This window comes from Aminobacter carboxidus (genome assembly GCF_014863355.1).
In the GTDB taxonomy this organism is placed as follows: domain Bacteria; phylum Pseudomonadota; class Alphaproteobacteria; order Rhizobiales; family Rhizobiaceae; genus Aminobacter; species Aminobacter carboxidus.
This window is the reverse complement of record NZ_JACZEP010000014.1, coordinates 58,477-76,174: the sequence shown is the minus strand read 5'-3', so window position 1 is coordinate 76,174 and position 17,698 is coordinate 58,477. Positions and strand designations below refer to the sequence as shown.

Below are 17,698 nucleotides of genomic sequence, written 5' to 3'. Positions count from 1 at the left end.
CTCAAAATGCTACAGCGTGCCTCTCACGTCCATCCGAACGCGGCGCCGCTTCGTAAATCTACCTGGATTATTTGCCTCTTGGTCCGGTGCGTCGTCCGTCTGGACGTGCCTGCCGCCCAATCCCCAGAGGTCAAACGATCCCGGGCGTCGCGATCTCCATGTCCGAACCTTGGCCTCGCACCTTGGCGATGCCATGGCATTGAACTTAAATCACTTGCCTATGCTGACAAGCGCAACAACAGTGACTATTTCGTGACCATGACTGGCGACCCCGACCATAGCCGCGAGGCGACAACTGACCTTGGGCTCACCCGTGCCGGCGACGCGGCCGGCCTCGAGGCGCTGATTTCGCGCGCCGCCCGCGCCGGCAAGGGGTTGCCACCGGTCGAACGCTGGAATCCCGATTTCTGCGGCGACCTCGATATGGAAATCCGCCCCGACGGGACCTGGTTCTATTTGGGCACGCCGATCGGCCGCATGCCGCTGGTGCAGCTGTTTTCGACCGTCCTGCGCAAGGACGAAGACGGCAAGACCTATCTCGTCACACCGGTTGAGCGGGTCGGCATCCGCGTCGTCGACGCGCATTTCGTCGCCGTCGAGATGAATGTCATGGGTTCGGGCACTGAGCAGGTGTTGACCTTCCGCACCAATGTCGGCGATGTCGTCGAGGCTGGCCCACAGCATCCGCTGCGTTTCGTCGACGAGCCGGAAACCGGTGGCCTCAAGCCCTATCTTCTTGTCCGCGGACGGCTCGAGGCGCTGGTGGCGCGGGCGGTGATGTACGAACTCGTCGAACATGGCGAACGCATCGACATATCAGGCAATGACATGTTTGCCGTGCGCTCCAACGGCGAGGTCTACCCTGTCATGCCCTGGGACAGGCTGGAGCGGCTGAGCGCGTGATGGTTCATGCCCCGACAGCTCATTATTCGGCGCAGGATTTCCGCCAGCGCGCGGCACAGGAGCATCTCAACGATGCCGTCGCCGACTATGGCGATCACGTGCTCAACCCTGATATGCGCGAGCTGTTCGTGCACGACCGGCTGCGCGACGCCGCCGTGCTGATCCCGGTCGTCGACCATGGCGACGCCTCGACAGTCATCCTGACCAAGCGCGCCGAGAAGCTGAAAAGCCACTCCGGCCAGATCGCCTTTCCCGGCGGGCGCATCGACCCGACCGATGTCTCGCCCGAGGCGGCAGCGCTACGTGAGACGGTCGAGGAGATCGGGCTAACCTCCGACTACATCGAAATTATCGGTCGCTTGCCCGACTATGTCACCGGCAGCGGCTATCGCATCGCACCGGTGCTCGGTGTCGTCAGCCCTGGGTTCCAGCTCACCGTCAACGAAGGCGAGGTCGACGATGTCTTCGAGGTGCCGCTCGGCTTCCTGATGGACCCGGCCAACCACGGCCGCGCCAGCCGCACCTGGCAGGATAAGGAGCGCTTCTTCTACGCCATGCCCTATGAGGAGCGCTACATCTGGGGTGTCACAGCCGGCATCATCCGCGCGCTCTATGAAAGGCTCTACACATGAGCGTAACGATCGCCGATGCCGGCTGGCTGAACGACCCGCAGCTGCAAAAGCTGCTCGCAGTTCTCAATGCCGATGGCGGCGAAGCGCGCATCGCCGGCGGTGCGGTGCGCAACGCGCTGCTCGGCGAGCCTGTCGCCGATGTCGACATCGCCACCACCAACCTGCCCGAAGAGACTGTGCGCCGGGCCGAGGCGGCCGGGTTCAAGACCGTGCCCACCGGCGCTGAGCATGGCACCATCACGGTCATATCGGGCGGCAAGCCGTTGGAAGTCACCACCTTGCGCGCCGATGTCGAGACCGATGGCCGTCGCGCCAAGGTCGTGTTCGGCAGTGACTGGAAGCTCGACGCAGAGCGGCGCGACTTCACCATCAACGCGCTTTACGCCCTGGCCGACGGCAGCGTGATCGACCTGGTCGGTGGGATCGCCGATCTGGAAAGCCGCACGCTGCGCTTCATCGGCGACGCCGAAACCCGCATCCGCGAGGACTATCTGCGCATCCTGCGCTTTTTCCGTTTCTTTGCCTGGTACGGCAAAGGCCGTCCGGACGCCGAAGGCCTCAAGGCCTGTGCCCGGCTGAAGGATGGTCTGTCGCGTCTGTCGGCCGAGCGTGTCTGGTCGGAACTCAAGAAACTGCTGTCGGCTCCCGATCCGTCGCGCGCGCTGTTGTGGATGCGCCAGTCAGGCGTTCTGACCGCGGCGCTGCCGGAGAGCGAAAAATGGGGCATCGATGCTATCCATGCGCTGGTCCGGGCGGAGAACGACCTCGGCTGGAAAGCCGATCCGCTGCTGCGGCTCGAATCGGTCGTACCGCCGGATGTGGCGCGCATGAAAACACTCGGCGAGCGGCTCAGGCTCGCCAATGCCGAGACAGACAGGCTGGTCCAGTGGGCGGCGACGGCCAAGGTCGAGCCTGCTGTCACCGAGGGCGAACTGGCCAAGCGGCTCTATCGCGGCAACGTTGAGGGCACCATCGATCGCCTGCGTCTCGATCTCGCTTCGGCGCGCGGCAGGGCTGAACAGGACGACAAGGCGCTGATCGAGGCGGGCGGCTATTTCCGCCTGCTTTCCTTCACCGGCAAATGGCACAAGCCCGATTTTCCCTTGCGCGGCGGTGACCTCTCGCCGCTCGGCGTCGAGGGGGCGGCGCTCGGTTCGTTGCTCAAGGCTCTGGAAGGGGAGTGGGTCGACAGCGGTTTTGCGCTGGAGCGCGACGCGCTGCTCGAGCGCGCCGCTGAAAGGCTGAAAGCCTAGGGCATAGGCCCGAAAATCGGTGTCGATTTTCGGAATGCACTATGCGCAAGATTCAGAAGGTCAGGCCGCGTCGCGGACCTTTTCGATCCGCGAACGGATCGCTTCGATCATCGTTTCGCGGATGATGGTTTCGCCATGCGTTTCGCGCATGTGCTCGGCCACGCGGCGAATGATTTCAGCTTCGTCCTCGTGGCGGGTATGCCACTGGCAGCCGGGGACAAGCGACCCGCATTGAAATTCCTTCATCGGATGTCTCCTTCCTCGTCCGTTTCGGGGGTGCACTATAACACGCAATCACGCGATTGGTTGCGCTCGCTGGTGGGCCAGCCGACAGTTTGAGATCGCCCGCCTGCTTATCTTCGAAAAAGTCCCGCTTTGTCAGTGCATTGCGGCTGGGCGTTGAAAAAATGATTCCGATCGCTCGCGATCAATGGAAAAGGGCGGAACCTCGTCCGCCCTTTCCAGCGCGGTGTGGCGCTATTTCATGATCTTCGCGGATTCCGCCACCTTGTTCTTGCCGCTCATGTCCCACATGAGCGAGACCTTTTCGCCTGCCTTGAGGCCGGGATCCTTGAACTTCTTGGACAGTACGAAGGGTGTGCCGTCGTCGAGCGTCAGGCGCATCGCCTTGGCGTCGAACGTCTTGATCGTCCCGTCCGTATGCTGGACGGCGGCGAAGGCTACGGCAGAGGTTGCAAAAATGGCAGCAGCGGCTGCCGGAACAAGAAGCTTGCGCATGGCATGCTCTCCGACGAATGCGGGCGCCCGAACGGGGCTAACCCGCCTTGGTGAAGGGCCGTCCGGTCACGTCGCGTCGCGGTCGAGGAGGTCGAACCGCCGGCGTTTCCCGGCCCCGGCGACAGAGATAGACCTGTCTCGCCGGAGGCATATTAGACGAAAAACATATTTCGAAACGGCGACTTAGCCACATTCGACGCCAGATTTTCGCTTTGTGGCATCGATTGTGGCAAACGCCGGTGCAGCCAAAAGCCGCAGCCGGCAGGCGTCGTTATTCGCCGAACTTCTTCTTCGGCTTGTACTTCTTGGCCGCGCCCGCTGGCTTGTCATAGGCCGGCTTGTCGTAAGCGGGCTTGTCGCCTGCACGGTTTTCGTACGGCTTCTTTTCGTACGGCTTTTTCTCGTAAGGCTTCTTCTCGAAGGCCTTCTTCTTGAAGGGCGGCTTGTCGGAAGGGTCGTACTGACCCTTGCGGTGCTGCTTCTTCGGCTTGCCGGCACTGTCGCCGCCGCCGGGTGCGCCCGCGAGCCGCTTGATGTCGACACCTTTTTCGCCTGACCCGTTCTGTTCGACGGTGCGGGCGTAGTTGTCGGCGCGGTTGGCCACGATTTCGAAATGTGATTCGGTGTCGAAGATGCGGATCGAGCCGATCTCGGTCTTGGTCACGTGACCCGCCTTGCACAGCAGCGGCAGCAGCCAGCGCGGCTCGGCGCGCTGCTTGCGGCCGACCGAGACGGAGAACCACACGCCGTCGGTGAAGCGGTTGTCGGGACGCTCGGCCTTTGCTGCATCGAAAGCCGGGATCGGGCGATCGGAAAGCTCTTCAGCCGCCGGGCGCGATGCCATCTGCTGGCGCAGCCAGGCGAGAGCGAGTGTCTCGGGCGAGTGTGCTGCCAGGACCTCGGCGACGATTGCCGCCTCGTCCTCACCCGCCGCCTCGATATCGTTGAGTTCGGCCAGCATGCGCTCGCGGTTGCGCGCGTCGATCTCGGCCGGTCCGGGTGCCGACTGCGTCGTTGCCTCAAGCTTGGCCAGCTTGAGCAGGCGGGTCGCGCTGCCACGGCGATGGAACGGCACGATCAGCACGCACACACCCTTGCGGCCGGCACGGCCGGTACGGCCAGAGCGGTGCAGCAGCGTGTCCGGGTTGGTTGGCAGGTCGGCATGGATGACCAGGTCGAGATTGGGCAGGTCGATGCCGCGGGCGGCGACGTCGGTAGCAACGCAGACACGGGCACGGCCATCGCGCATCGCCTGCAGCGCGTTGTTGCGCTCGGCCTGGCTCAGTTCACCCGACAGTGCCACCACGGCAAAGCCGCGATTGGCAAGCCGGGCCGAGAAATGCTTGACCGCTTCACGGGTCGCACAGAACACCATGGTGCTCTGGGCATCGAAATACAGCAGAGTGTTGATGATGGCGTTCTCGCGCTCCGGCGGCGCGACAAGAACCATGCGGTATTCGATGTCGTCGTGCTGGCGGCTTTCGCCGGCTGCGGTGATGCGCAACGCGTTGCGCTGGAAGCGCTTGGCCATCTGGGCGATCTGCGGCGGCACGGTTGCCGAAAACAACAGCGTGCGGCGTTCCTGCGGTGCTGCCGCCAGAATGAATTCCAGGTCTTCGCGGAAGCCGAGGTCGAGCATCTCGTCGGCTTCGTCGAGGACCACGGCGCGCAGGCCGGAGATGTCGAGCGAGCCGCGGGTGATGTGGTCGCGCAGGCGGCCCGGCGTGCCGACGACGATGTCGACGCCGTCGTTGAGCGTGCGGCGTTCCTTGCTCATGTCCATGCCGCCGACGCAGGAGGCGATGCGCGCGCCGGTCCCGGCATAGAGCCATTCGAACTCGCGGCGCACCTGGATGGCGAGCTCGCGGGTCGGTGCAATGATGACGGCACTTGGGGCGCCGGCACGGTCGAAGCGCTCGCGGCCGTCAAGCAGCGTCGGCGCGATCGCGATGCCGAAGGCGACCGTCTTGCCCGAGCCGGTCTGCGCCGAGACCAGAAGGTCGACGCCGTCGGCCTCCGGTGCCAGCACCGAGGACTGCACGGGGGTGAGCGTTTCGTAGCCACGCGCGGCGAGCGCCCCGGCCAGCGCCGGAACCATGTTGTCGAAAATCGTCACGAAAATCTTCCAATGAGAGCAAGGCCCGTCACATGAGGACGAGGGCCAAGGAAAGCGGGCTCTCTAAAGGTTTGCTGCCCGCACGTCAATGCAACGGCGGGCAGGGCAGCCATGCGTCGGGCTCACGGCCACCTGACCTCGGGCGGCATGCTCGACAGGATCGAGGCGATGTTGCCGCCGGTCTTCAGCCCGAAGATCGTACCGCGATCGTAAAGCAGGTTGAATTCGACATAACGGCCGCGGCGCACCAGCTGTTCGTCGCGGTCGCCATCGGTCCAGTTGGTGTTGAAGTTCTGCCGCACCAGATGCTGGTAGGTGACGAGGAATGCGCGGCCGACGTCCTGGACGAATCGGAAGTCGGCGTCCCAGCCGCCCTTTTCCTCCGGCGAATGCTGCCAGTCGAAGAAGATGCCGCCGGTGCCGCGCGGCTCGTTGCGGTGCGGCAGGAAGAAGTACTCGTCGCACCAATCCTTGTATTTCTGGTGGTCGGCGACGCCCGCGTGCTTGGAGCAGGCAAACTTCATTGCCTTGTGGAAGGCGACCGTGTCGGTGTCTTCCTGGTTGCGCCTGCGCTCGAGCACCGGCGTCAGGTCAGCACCACCGCCAAACCACCAGCGCGAGGTCGCCACCATGCGCGTGTTCATGTGCACGGCCGGCACGTTCGGGTTCTGCGGATGGGCAATCAATGAAATGCCAGAAGCCCAGAAACGCGGGTCTTCTTCAGCGCCAGGCATCTGCTTGCGGAACTCGGGCGAGAATTCGCCATGCACCGTTGAGGTGTGCACGCCGACCTTCTCGAACACCCGGCCATGCATCATCGACATGATGCCACCGCCGCCCTTGCCTTCGTCGCGCTGCCACGGCGTGCGCTCGAAGCGCCCCGGTGCCCATGACGCCAGCGGCCCCTCTACCTGGTCTTCCAGCGCCTCGAAGGCGAGGCATATGCGGTCGCGCAGTTCCTCGAACCAGGCGCGGGCGCGCATTTTCCTGTCTTCGATGTCGGCCGGCAGTCCGGCCGGAATTTCGGGACGCTGCAATTTAAGCTCCGCACAAATGACTCGTAATTGTCCGGCGCGATCCCTAATCTCCTTCTCGCATGGGTCAAGGAGTTCTTTATGGGCACACCGACCAGACCGCCGCTGGAGGACCTCGCCAAGAGGCTCCAGCGCAGCCGGGCCGAACGTGAGCGCAGGCCGCGCGACGGGTTCCTGCGCGAGACCTTCGTATTGCCGCGCAACGATGCCCGGCTGAAGGCGCAGGAATGGTTCTCGCGCTGGCCCAAGCAGGCTTACTGGACCGAGATCGAAAGCTGGTTCGAGCGCCCCGGCGACATCATCGAGTTCACCATCCGCCGCCTGCCGACATCGGACTGATCATTCCAAGGCCGTTCACTTGTATGGCATATGAGACGTCGAGGTTAACATGGTAGAGACGCCCGTCAGGCTCCCACATGTTCGTTCAGAAGCCGCGCAAATGATCAGGTTTCTTGCAGGTTCTGATAAGTTGATGGTCGTAAAGCGTGAAGACGAGAACGGAAAAATAATCGAGTACATGGATTTTCATACCGCCGTGAATTGGTTTTTCGACCATCTCGACGCAGGCGCTTCATCTGAAGATGACTTGCTGGGAGATGTACTTCGTTCGGAGCAGGAATTAGTAGCTGTCGGGGATCTTCGCATGGCCCTGAACGAAGTCCTTGGGGTCGATTATCCGATATATTTGGACGCGGAATACGTGCAAACCGATCGCTGGAAGCAGGTCGTCGCTTCGGCCAAGCATGTGCTCTCGGTTCTCTCTTAGGTAGCCGGGCAGAAGGTGCGCGCAGGCCGTGCAACAAGTTTCTGCTCGAGATCTTGGTATTGCTGCGCAAGCGCTGCTCAAGGCGCAGGAGTGTTTCCCGTGCTGGCCGAAGCAGGCCTGCTGGACCGAGATCGAAAGCTGGTTCGAGCGTCCAAACTACGTCATCGAGTTCACCATTCGCCGCCTGCCGACATCGGACTGATCTTCTCTAAACCGAGACTGAGTCGGGCTGCCGCGCAACCGCAACTGGTGGCTGCAAGCCATTGGTGCGGGATTCAAAACAGCCTTCGGTGCCCTGGCTAACCAGCCGGCCGTTTCGCAAATCCCTTGACCAGGATCGGTCCCGTCGGCTTGCCGGTCGGCGAGCCGGGGCGCGGTTCGAGCGTGATCTCGTAGAGCTGGTCGGCCGCGGGCACAGGCAGCGCCTGGCCCTTCAGCGTGGTCACCTCGGCGCTCGACAGCGTGCCTAGCGAAACCGGGCCGACCGAGGCGTCGTAGAGCGTCCACACCTGCATGATCTTGTCCTGCGGCACATCGAAATCGGCGAGCGGGATGATCTTGAGGCTGTTGTCGGCAAAGGCCTCGAACACCGCTCCCGTGGTGTTGTCGGGCGTCTGCAGCACCACGAGCACAACCGGCTCGGGCGTCGTCTTCATGACGAAGCCGCCAGCATAGCCGAGGCCGAACGCGGCCGCGAGCGACGCTGCCAGGGCGAGTTTGCGCCAGGGGGGCGCCTGCGTCGCGCTGTTTTGATTGGCAGCGCTTTGTTCCGGCGGCGAAGCGCCGTTGTGGTCCTGCGGCAGTGTTGCGATCGTGCCCAAAATTTCGCCCCACATGCCGGCGGGCACATCGGCTGGCTTGGCGGTGTCGTCGAGGCTGGACATGCGTTCGGCGAGCCGTCGCACGGTCTCGGCAAATTCCGGGTCGCGCTCCATCTTGCGCTCCGCTTCGGCGCGTGCGTCGTCGTCCAGCAGACCGAGCACATAGTCGCCGGCGTGGGCAAGGCGTTCGCTGTCGCTGCTCATGACAGGCACTCCTGCAAGGCGATGACTCCGCGGCGAATCCAGGCTTTGACGGTGCCCAGGGGCGCGTTCAGTTTCGCTGCGATCTCGCCATGTGTGTAGCCCAGCACATAGGCCAGCAGTATCGACCTGCGCCGCGGCTCGTCCAACTGGCTCAGGCAATGCTTGAGCGCGTCGGCCTCGTCGAGAGCCTCGAAGGCCGCGTCGGCGCTGCTGTCGCTTTCGCCGTGCCTGGCCATGTCGTCGCCTGTCAGACGGAGGCGCTGGCCGTCACGCAGTATGTTGAGCGCGCGGTTGCGGACGATGGTGGTCAGCCAGGCGCGGGCACTGCCGCGCGCTGGATCGAAGCGCGGCGCATGCTTCCAGGCGGCGATGAAGCCTTCCTGCACTGCTTCCTCGGCGAGATCCTTGCGGCGCAGGATGCGGCGGGCAATGGCGATCAGCCTGCCGGCCTCGCTGGCGAAAAGGTCGCCGAGCGCCTCGCGGTCGCCGCTTGCGACCCGAAGCATCAGGCCGTCACAGAATTGGTCGCTTCGTTCGACAGCCGACATGCGGTCCCTTCTCGCCCGTTTGCAATGATACACGCCGGATGCATCAGGGGATGCAAGCTCTTCTGAGAAAATTTGCGGTGTCCTGCATCCAGAACCCGATCCCGTGGGTAAGGCCGGCGAGCGACGCGAAATCACCTGCGCTCACCGACCAACGAGAAGGAGATCGACATGAACCGCATCGCACTGCATATCGCCCTTGCGGGCACAATGCTCGCCGGCTTTTCCGCAGCGGCAGTGGCTGCTCCGGCGCTTGGCCTTTCCGGCGACAAGACCTTGATCTGGTTCGACACCGACAAGCCGGGCGAGGCCAGGAAGATCGAGGTGACCGGGGTCGACAAGCTCCATGGAATCGACATGCGTTCGTCCGATAACATGGTCTATGGCCTGGCCGGCGACGGCTCGCTGGTCACCATCAATCTCGACACCGGTGTGGCTACGGCGGTGTCGAAGCTGTCCAAGCTGCCGCCCGAGGGCGCCAAGGTCAGCGTCGACTTCAACCCGGCAGCCGACAAGCTGCGCGTCATTGCGTCCGACGGCACCAATCTGCGTGCCGATCCCGCGACCGGCGCGGTGACCGAAGACGGCAAGCTCGCCTTCGAGGCAGGCGATGCGAGCGCCGAGATGCCGACCGAGATCATTGCCACCGCCTATACCAATTCCTTCGGCAAGCCCGAAAAAACGGCGATGTACGACATCCATGCCGGCGGGCTGTTCCTGCAGCAGACCAAGCCGAATGAGGGTGCGCTGAAGACGATCGGCAAGCTCGGCATCGAGCCCGGCGACGCCGTCGGCTTCGATATCCAGACGTCGGAAGGTGGCGCCAACACCGCGTGGCTGGCCACAGGCGGCATACTCTACAAGGTCAACATGGAGAGCGGTGCAGCTGAAAAGGCGGCCGAGGGCCTCGATGCCGGCCTGCGCGACCTGGCTATCCTGCGCTGACGAATCGAACACCACCGATCCGGGACGGCAACGCCCCGGATCGGCCGTTTTCACTCCACCAGCAGCCGCCGCGGCCCTGGGCCCTGGCGCGCCAGCCGGTCCTCGCGGTTGCGCAGCGGGCATTTGTCGATCGACATGCAGCCACAGCCGATGCAGTCGGTCAGTCCGTCGCGCAGCTTCTTCAATTGTTCGATGCGGTGGTCGAGGTCGTGGCGCCAACCCGTTGAAAGCAGACTCCAATCCTCTCGTGTCGGCGTGCGCCCGTCGGGCAGGGCGGCGAAGGCCGCGGCGATGTCTGCCAGCGAGATGCCGACATCCTGCGCGATCCTGATCACCGCCACCCGGCGCAGCACATCCCTGGAATAGCGGCGCTGGTTTCCTGAAGTTCTGTGGCTGTGGATCAGCCCGCGCGTCTCATAGAAATGGAGTGCTGAAACGGCGACGCCGCTGCGCTTGGCGACCTCGCCGACAGTCAATTCGCTAGCCATCGAAATTCCCGCTTGACCTCAATATTAGTTGAGGTTGTACGAGGATATCCTTCACCGTGCAAGGAAGGATGACGACATGGCGAGACCGGCTTCAGACGATTGGAAGGACAGTGCGCCGGGAGGCTGTTTCACTGCGGCAGTGCAGCGTATGGCGGCCGCCTTGTCAGCCGAGCTGGCGCATCGCCTCGCCGGTCACCATCGCCGCACTCAACGCGACGTTGAGGCTGCGGCCGCCGCCGGGCATCGGGATCAGCAGCCGCTCGAAGGCGAGATCGTGGACGTGGTCGGGCACCCCGGCCGATTCGCGGCCGACCATGACGATGTCGCCCGGTTCGAAGCGGAAATCCGTGTAGGCCACGGTGGCTTTGGTCGACAGCAGCACCAGGCGACGGCCTTCATGCTTACGCCAGTCCTCGAAGCGGTCGAAGTCGATGTGCCGGGTCAGGGCCGCCATTTCGAGATAGTCCATGCCGGCGCGTTTGAGTGCCCGGTCGGAAATGTCGAAGCCGGCGGGCCCGATCAGGTCGATCGCGATGCCGAGGCAGGCGGCCATGCGCAGGATGGTGCCGGTGTTGCCGGCGATGTCTGGCTGGTACAGAGCGATGCGCAGATCCATGTCGATTTCCTAATCTGTGGCGGCAAAGCAACAGCAAGTCGTGCCAAAGCAAAAAGTGAAGATGAGGCGGTAGCGTTCGGCCGCGAATGGGCGTATACGGCCGTCATTGTCAACTCGAACCGATGGAGGGGTATATGATGCTGCTTGACATTCACCGCCCCACCTGTGGGCGACGTACTGCCTGAGGGCGGACCGGTTCGACGACTTTACCTGACATCACCAGGCATTTTCGCATTGCGGTCCGCAGAAGCCCTTATCCGGTTTTCGAAGGACAATTCCGATGTTTGTCAATTTCTCAAACGAGCACCACGCTCGTAACGAACCCGACTCTGTATTTTTCGTTCACCGCAACGACATAGCCGACGTCAGGCACCATGCCATGATGCTGGCGCTCGGTGCGCATCAGCCCAAGGCCAACCCGCCGGTGCGGCAGCGTCCGCATCGCGGCATGCTGCCAGACGTCGACATGAGCAATGTCGTCGTCGACCCCAGCTACCGGCCGCTGTTTGGCCGCGTCAAAGCCCTGATCGGCCGGCTTGTCGGCCGCTCGGGTGCGGCCAGGCCGGTGTCAGGAGGCAACCGCTGAGGATTCGCCGAATCCTCAGCGGTCTTCTACATTCCAAGGGCGCCCGCCGTGGTTACGATGATCCGGCGAATAATGGTCGTACCAGTGGCCCTCCAAGATACGCTCACGCGGAATTCGCTGCGTGCCGCACACCGAACTGAGAGACTGAAATGTTCCGCTGGTTTGAAAACAGACTGAATCCGTTCCCCGTGGAGGAGCCGGTCGAGCCGCCGAAGACGCTCGTCGCGTTTTGCCTGCACTACACCAAGGGCGCGTGGACCTACATCGTCATCGCCGCAGTGCTGACGTCGCTCATCGCGCTCGCCGAAGTGTGGATGTTCGGCTTCCTCGGCAACATCGTCGACTGGCTGTCGAACCAGAACCGCGAGACCTTCCTGCAGAACGAAGGCTGGAAGCTTGCCGGCATGGCCTTCATCGTCATGTTCATCCTGCCGGGCATGGTCGTGCTGCAGTCGTTGGTCAACCAGCAGACGCTGATGGGCAACTATCCGATGCGCATCCGCTGGCAGGTCCACCGCTACCTGCTCAAGCAGTCGATGAGCTTCTACCAGGACGAGTTCGCCGGCCGCATCGCCACCAAGCTGATGCAGACAGCGCTCGCCGTGCGCGAATGCGTGGTCAAGCTGATCGACGTGCTCAACTACGTCATCGTCTATTTCCTCGGCGTGCTTTTCATCGTCGGCTCCGCTGACATCAGGCTGGCAGCACCTTTGATCGTCTGGCTCTGCTGCTACGTGCTGTTGCTGCGCTATTTCGTGCCGCGCTTGGGCAAGCTCGCCGAGGAGCAGGCCGACGCGCGCTCGACAATGACCGGCCGCGTCGTCGACAGCTACACCAACATCCAGACCGTCAAGTTGTTTTCCCATTCGCGCCGCGAGGCGTCGTTCGCCCGCGAAGGCATGTCGCTGTTCATGGACACCGTCTACCGCTCGATGCGGCTGGTGACCTCGCTCTATGGCGCGCTCTACCTGCTCAACTCAACGCTTCTGCTGTCGGTCGGCGCCCTGTCGATCTCGCTGTGGCTCAATGGTGCGGTCTCCATCGGCGCGGTCGCCGTTGTGCTCGGCCTCGTGCTGCGCCTGTGGGGCATGTCGCAATGGATCATGTGGGAGGTCTCGGGCCTGTTCGAGAGCATCGGCACCGTCCAGGACGGCATCACCTCGATTTCGATGCCGCGCCTGGTCGAAGACAAGCCCGATGCCAGGGAGATCGTCGTCGACAAGGGCGCAATAGCCTTCGACAACGTGCGCTTCCACTATGGCAAGAAGAAAGGCGTCATCGAGGATCTCAGCCTTACCGTCCGTCCGGGCGAAAAGGTCGGCATCGTTGGTCGTTCGGGTGCGGGCAAGTCGACGCTGGTCAACCTTTTGCTGCGCTTCTACGACATCGAGGGCGGCCGCATCGTCATTGACGGGCAGGACATTTCGACTGTTCAGCAAGACAGCCTGCGCGCCAATATCGGTATGGTCACGCAAGACACCTCGCTGCTGCATCGTTCGGTCGCCGACAACATCCTCTATGGCCGTCCCGACGCCACCGAGGCGATGATGATCGAGGCGGCACGCCGCGCCGAGGCAATCGACTTCGTCGCCACCCTTGCCGACCCCAAGGGTCGCAAGGGTTTCGAGGCGCATGTCGGCGAGCGTGGCGTCAAGCTGTCCGGTGGACAGCGCCAGCGAATTGCGATCGCGCGTGTCATGCTCAAGGACGCACCGATCCTGATCCTCGACGAAGCGACCTCGGCGCTCGATTCTGAGGTCGAGGCGGCGATCCAGGAGAACCTCTACCGCCTGATGGAAGGCAAGACCGTCATCGCCATCGCCCATCGGCTCTCGACCATCGCCGCCATGGACCGCCTGGTGGTGATGGACAAGGGCCGCATCGTCGAACAGGGCAGCCATGACGAACTCGTCGCCAAGGGCGGGCTCTACGCCTCGCTATGGCAACGCCAGTCCGGCGGCTTCCTGCTCGACGACATCGCCGGCGAGGCAGCCAACGACGCCGAGGCCAAGGGGCAGGCGGCGGAGTAAGGCAGACAAAGATCGAGGCCTCCTGCCGCTGCGGAGGCCTCTTTCATTTCAAGGGCGAGATCAGCCCTCATCGTAATGTGAACAGACCGCCCGAAAATCGCCCTGGTTGCGGGCAGGCTCCTGCCAAGCAGCGGTTGCCTCGCCGGTCGGTTTGGGCCGAAAATAGTGAGTCGTTGCCGCCAGATAACCCAGAGTGTTGATGAACAGAATCTACAAATGGTTCGAAAGCTGGGTCTATCCCTTCCGCGAGCCACAGAATCTCCGGCCTCCCGCCACCGTCTGGGGCTTCCTCTGGCATTATGTCGGCCAGGCAAAGTTTGCCTTCTTCGCCATGCTGGTCATTGGCGGTATTGCGCCTCTGGTCGAAGCGGGGCTGTTCTATTTCGTCGGCCGCCTCGTCGACATCCTCGACGGCCTGCCGACCGACCGCAGTTGGGCAGCACTGTGGGATGTCGCCGGTCCCGAAGTACTGTTCATGGCGGTCGTGGTGCTGGTGGTACGTACGCTGATCGTTGGCCTCTCAGCACTCGTCGACGAGCAGACGATCACGCCCGGATTCTACAACCTGGTGCGCTGGCAGGCGCACCGCCATGTCTCGCGCCAGTCCTATTCCTTTTTCCAGAACGACTTTGCCGGCCGTATCGCGACAAAAGTCTGGCAGGCCGGGCAGGCGACCGGTGACCTGATGGAAAGTTTCATCGAGGTCGTGTGGTTCATGCTGGTCTACACCATCACCACCCTTGCGGTGGTCGCCGGCCTCGACTGGCGGTTGGCGGCGCTGGTGATGGTGTGGATCGTCGCTTTCGGCTTTCTCGCCAACCATTATCTGCCGTCGATCCGCAAGCATGCCGAGGCGACCGCCGAAGCCGGTTCGATGATCAACGGCCGCATCGTCGATTCCTATTCCAACGTGCAGACGCTGAAGCTGTTTGCCGCCGATGGCGACGATCGTTACATCCGCTCCGGCTTCAACATCTATCTCGACGCGCTGCGCCCATTCACGCGCCGCCTCACCGGCGTGCGGCTGGCACTGACAGCCCTTTCGGGCGTCATGATCACGGCGATCGCCTGGTATTCGATCCATCTGTGGATCGAAGGCGCCATTACTGTCGGAGCTGTGGCCTTCACGCTGTCGCTGGTGCTGCGGCTCAACATGCTGCTTGGGCGCCTGATGATGCAGCTCAACGGCATCCTGCGGAACCTTGGCGTGCTCGAGAACTCCAAGGCGCTGATCTCCCAGCCGCTCGGCCTGACCGACAAGCCGGGTGCTGCCGAGCTGGAGGTCAAGGGCGGTGAAATCCATGCCGACAAGGTGGTCTTCCACTATGGCAAGGGTGGCGGGGTGCTCGACGGCATCGAGCTGACGGTCAAGCCAGGCGAAAAGGTCGGCATCGTCGGCCCCTCGGGTGCCGGCAAGACCACGCTCGCCAACCTCATCCTGCGCCTCTACGACCTCGAAGGCGGCCGCATCCTGATCGATGGCCAGGACATCTCGACCGTCACCCAGAATTCGCTGCGCGGCTCGATTGGCGTGGTCAGCCAGGATACCGCGCTATTCCATCGCTCGCTGCGCGACAACATCAAGCTCGGCAAGCCCGATGCATCGGACGACGAGGTCATGTCAGCGGCGCGCAAGGCCGAGGCGCATGAGTTCATCGGAACACTTGCCGACAATCGCGGTCGCCAGGGTTACGATGCCTTCGTCGGCGAGCGCGGCGTCAAGCTGTCGGGCGGCCAGCGCCAGCGCGTGGCGATCGCGCGCGTCTTCCTCAAGGACGCGCCGATCCTGATCCTCGACGAGGCGACCTCGGCGCTCGATTCCGACATCGAGGCGGCGATCCAGCAAAACCTGCACGCACTGATGCAGGACAAGACCGTACTCGCCATCGCGCACCGGCTGTCGACGATCGCTGCGCTCGACCGGCTGATCGTGCTCGACAAGGGCGGCATCGCCGAACAGGGCACGCATGATGAACTGCTGGCGCTCGACGGGCTTTACGCCCGCCTGTGGAAGCGCCAGTCCGGCGGTTTCTTGTTTCACGAAGACGGCGTTCTCGACGAATCGAGGCCGGCGTGATGGTGGTGATCATTGCGCCAGGTACCCTGCGTGGAGTGCCTCGCGTCAACCTGCGGGGAGCGCGCCATGACCCCTGATCCCTTCCAGCAGAAATTCTGGCGGCGCTTCGAAGGCGCCATCGACCCGTTCCAGGACACAGACCGCGAGGTCCTGCCCGAGAGCGCCTGGGCGTTCATCCTCTACTTCGCCCGGCAGGCGAAGGGGCCGTTCACGCTGCTCCTGATCAGCGGCTTCCTTGCGGGTGCCATCGACGCGGCGCTGTACTGGTCGGTCGGCTGGCTCATCGATCTGCTCGATGCCACCAGTCCGCAACGGCTGTTTGCCGACCACTGGCCCGAGCTTGCCGGCCTACTGGTGCTGATCCTCGTTGTCCGCGCCGTCATCATCATCGGCTCGGCCATCGTCGAGCAGCAGGTCGTGGTGCCCGGCTTCTTTTCCATGGTGCGCTGGCAGGCGTTCCGGCGCGTCATCGAGCAGCCCTACGATTTCTACCAGAACGATTTCGCCGGCCGCATCGCCACCAAGATCGTGCAGGGCGGCGAGGCCGTCGGCGATTTCATCGTCAACGTGCTGCAGACGATGTGGGCCTTCCTCACCTTCGTGCTTCTGTCGCTGACTATCCTGGTCTCGCTCGACCCGCTGATGGGGGCCGTGGTTCTTGCCTGGTTCGCCGGTTATGCCGCGATCATCTATTATCTGCTGCCGGAGATGCGCCGCGCCGGCCGTGCCACCGCCGACCAGCGCTCGATCTTCAACGGCCGCCTTGTCGATGCCTTTACCAACATTATGGCGGTCAAGCTGTTCGACAGCGGCCGGCGCGAGCACGCCTATGTCCGCGACGGGCTCGAAAGCTATCTCGGCGCGGTCTTCCGGCTGACCCGTTCGATCACCACGGTGCGCTCGGCGGTGGCGGTGATCAACGGCGCGATGATGGCCGCGGTCGCCGCCATCTGCATCCTGAGCTGGTCGCGCGGCGAAATCTCCACCGGCGCGATTGCAGCAGCTCTCGGCCTGGTCTTCCGGCTCAACCAGATGTCGGGCTGGATGATGTTCAACATCAACGGCCTCGTCCGCAACTACGCCACCATCCAGGACGCTACCCGCACGATCTCGGTGCGCCCGGCGATCCGTGACGCCGAAAATGCCGCCGTTTTGCCGCGCGCCAAAGGCGACATCATCTTCGACAACGTCTCCTTCCACTACGGCAAGGGCGGCGGCGTCATCGAAAACCTCAACCTGCACATCCGCCCCGGCGAGCGCGTAGCCCTGGTCGGCCCGTCGGGTGCCGGCAAGACCACGATCGTCAACCTCGCGCTGCGCCTGTTCGACGTCGAGCAGGGCCGCATCATGATCGACGGACGCGACGTGCGCGACATCACCCAGGCGTCGCTGCGCGCCCAGTTCGGCGTCGTCAGCCAGGACGCGATGCTGATGCACCGCTCGATCTCCGACAATATCGGCTACGGCCGGGCAGGGGCGTCGCAGACCGAGATCGTCGACGCCGCCAGGCGCGCCGCTGCGCACGACTTCATCGTCGACGTCGCCGATCCGCGCGGCCGCAAGGGCTACGACGCCCATGTCGGCGAGCGCGGCGTCAAGCTGTCGGGCGGCCAGCGCCAGCGCGTCGCCATCGCCCGCATGATGCTCAAGGATGCGCCGATCCTGATCCTCGATGAGGCGACCTCGGCGCTCGACAGTGAGGTCGAAGCGGCGATCCAGGACAATCTCGACAAGCTGATGGAGGGCAAGACGGTCATCGCGATCGCTCACCGGCTGTCGACCATCGCCGCCCTCGACCGGCTGATCGTGCTCGACGAGGGCCGTATCGTCGAGGAGGGCAGCCACGAAGCGCTGATCGCCAAGGGCGGGCTTTACGCCCAGTTGTGGAAGCGCCAGTCCGGCGGCTTCCTGGCCGACCGGCTTGCGGCGGAGTAGGATCGTCTG

The 17,698-nt window shown here is 63.5% G+C and carries 19 protein-coding genes; 11 read left to right on the top strand and 8 right to left on the bottom strand.

All coding sequences use genetic code 11. The features are described 5' to 3' along the window. The first annotated feature begins 258 nt into the window (after positions 1-258). From IHE39_RS26725 to IHE39_RS26715, 3 genes are read left to right on the top strand one after another with little or no spacing between them, the layout of a single operon-like run. Entirely contained in the window at positions 259-903 is a 645-nt protein-coding gene (locus tag IHE39_RS26725) for a DUF1285 domain-containing protein (RefSeq protein WP_192568645.1), read from the top strand. Further along, positions 903-1,535, top strand: coding sequence for a CoA pyrophosphatase (locus tag IHE39_RS26720; protein WP_192568644.1), 633 nt, complete (start codon positions 903-905; stop codon positions 1,533-1,535). The genes IHE39_RS26725 and IHE39_RS26720 overlap by 1 nt, the downstream gene beginning before the upstream one ends. Next, on the top strand, positions 1,532-2,788 hold the full coding sequence (locus IHE39_RS26715) for a CCA tRNA nucleotidyltransferase (RefSeq protein ID WP_192568629.1): 1,257 nt from the start codon (positions 1,532-1,534) through the stop codon (positions 2,786-2,788). Before IHE39_RS26720 ends, IHE39_RS26715 begins: the two co-directional genes overlap by 4 nt. A gap of 60 nt (positions 2,789-2,848) precedes the next feature. Here IHE39_RS26715 and IHE39_RS26710 read toward each other — a convergent pair whose 3' ends face one another. The 4 genes from IHE39_RS26710 to hemF form a co-directional block, all read right to left on the bottom strand. Further along, a complete protein-coding gene (locus tag IHE39_RS26710) occupies positions 2,849-3,034 on the bottom strand; it encodes a DUF1059 domain-containing protein (RefSeq protein WP_115731123.1) in 186 nt (61 codons plus the stop codon). A gap of 231 nt (positions 3,035-3,265) precedes the next feature. Continuing rightward, the gene (locus IHE39_RS26705) at positions 3,266-3,526 is read right to left on the bottom strand and encodes a DUF1344 domain-containing protein (protein ID WP_192568628.1); all 261 of its coding nucleotides are present in this window, start codon (positions 3,524-3,526) and stop codon (positions 3,266-3,268) included. A 271-nt stretch (positions 3,527-3,797) separates the two neighbouring features. Continuing rightward, positions 3,798-5,642, bottom strand: coding sequence for a DEAD/DEAH box helicase (locus IHE39_RS26700; protein WP_192568627.1), 1,845 nt, complete (start codon positions 5,640-5,642; stop codon positions 3,798-3,800). 122 nt (positions 5,643-5,764) lie between these two features. Beyond that, entirely contained in the window at positions 5,765-6,679 is a 915-nt protein-coding gene (gene hemF / locus IHE39_RS26695) for an oxygen-dependent coproporphyrinogen oxidase (RefSeq protein WP_192568626.1), read from the bottom strand. Between the two features lie 78 nt (positions 6,680-6,757). Between hemF and IHE39_RS26690 the strand changes: the two genes are divergently transcribed. Genes IHE39_RS26690 through IHE39_RS26680 form a run of 3 tightly spaced genes read left to right on the top strand, consistent with a single transcriptional unit; the run spans position 6,758 to position 7,644 of the window. Next, a complete protein-coding gene (locus IHE39_RS26690; RefSeq protein ID WP_192568625.1) occupies positions 6,758-7,015 on the top strand; it encodes a hypothetical protein in 258 nt (85 codons plus the stop codon). Between the two features lie 49 nt (positions 7,016-7,064). Continuing rightward, positions 7,065-7,442 (top strand): SCO4402 family protein, encoded by a 378-nt coding sequence (locus IHE39_RS26685; protein ID WP_434781344.1) that lies wholly within the window; start codon positions 7,065-7,067, stop codon positions 7,440-7,442. A gap of 28 nt (positions 7,443-7,470) precedes the next feature. Continuing rightward, complete coding sequence (locus IHE39_RS26680) at positions 7,471-7,644, top strand: hypothetical protein (RefSeq protein ID WP_434781343.1); 174 nt, start codon at positions 7,471-7,473, stop codon at positions 7,642-7,644. A 97-nt stretch (positions 7,645-7,741) separates the two neighbouring features. Here the strand turns inward: IHE39_RS26680 and IHE39_RS26675 are convergent, their stop codons facing one another. Next, a complete protein-coding gene (locus tag IHE39_RS26675; protein ID WP_192568623.1) occupies positions 7,742-8,467 on the bottom strand; it encodes an anti-sigma factor in 726 nt (241 codons plus the stop codon). Continuing rightward, positions 8,464-9,015: a sigma-70 family RNA polymerase sigma factor gene (locus tag IHE39_RS26670; RefSeq protein WP_246470496.1), complete on the bottom strand. Its 552-nt coding sequence runs from the start codon at positions 9,013-9,015 to the stop codon at positions 8,464-8,466. The genes IHE39_RS26675 and IHE39_RS26670 overlap by 4 nt, the downstream gene beginning before the upstream one ends. Positions 9,016-9,183: 168 nt before the next feature. Between IHE39_RS26670 and IHE39_RS26665 the strand changes: the two genes are divergently transcribed. Then, positions 9,184-9,957 (top strand): DUF4394 domain-containing protein, encoded by a 774-nt coding sequence (locus IHE39_RS26665; protein WP_192568622.1) that lies wholly within the window; start codon positions 9,184-9,186, stop codon positions 9,955-9,957. Positions 9,958-10,007: 50 nt separating this feature from the next. Here IHE39_RS26665 and soxR read toward each other — a convergent pair whose 3' ends face one another. Further along, positions 10,008-10,445 (bottom strand): redox-sensitive transcriptional activator SoxR, encoded by a 438-nt coding sequence (soxR, locus tag IHE39_RS26660; RefSeq protein WP_192568621.1) that lies wholly within the window; start codon positions 10,443-10,445, stop codon positions 10,008-10,010. Between the two features lie 163 nt (positions 10,446-10,608). Further along, entirely contained in the window at positions 10,609-11,061 is a 453-nt protein-coding gene (locus IHE39_RS26655) for a tRNA (cytidine(34)-2'-O)-methyltransferase (RefSeq protein ID WP_192568620.1), read from the bottom strand. Between the two features lie 280 nt (positions 11,062-11,341). Between IHE39_RS26655 and IHE39_RS26650 the strand changes: the two genes are divergently transcribed. The 4 genes from IHE39_RS26650 to IHE39_RS26635 all read left to right on the top strand — a co-directional run bounded on the left by IHE39_RS26650 (position 11,342) and on the right by IHE39_RS26635 (position 17,689). Beyond that, the gene (locus IHE39_RS26650) at positions 11,342-11,647 is read left to right on the top strand and encodes a hypothetical protein (RefSeq protein ID WP_192568619.1); all 306 of its coding nucleotides are present in this window, start codon (positions 11,342-11,344) and stop codon (positions 11,645-11,647) included. Between the two features lie 149 nt (positions 11,648-11,796). Beyond that, positions 11,797-13,677 carry an ABC transporter ATP-binding protein gene (locus tag IHE39_RS26645; RefSeq protein WP_192568618.1) on the top strand — a complete coding sequence of 627 codons (1,881 nt, stop codon included), beginning with the start codon at positions 11,797-11,799 and terminating at the stop codon, positions 13,675-13,677. A gap of 199 nt (positions 13,678-13,876) precedes the next feature. Then, positions 13,877-15,754 carry an ABC transporter ATP-binding protein gene (locus IHE39_RS26640; protein ID WP_192568617.1) on the top strand — a complete coding sequence of 626 codons (1,878 nt, stop codon included), beginning with the start codon at positions 13,877-13,879 and terminating at the stop codon, positions 15,752-15,754. Between the two features lie 66 nt (positions 15,755-15,820). Beyond that, the gene (locus IHE39_RS26635) at positions 15,821-17,689 is read left to right on the top strand and encodes an ABC transporter ATP-binding protein (protein ID WP_192568616.1); all 1,869 of its coding nucleotides are present in this window, start codon (positions 15,821-15,823) and stop codon (positions 17,687-17,689) included. Positions 17,690-17,698: the final 9 nt, after the last annotated feature.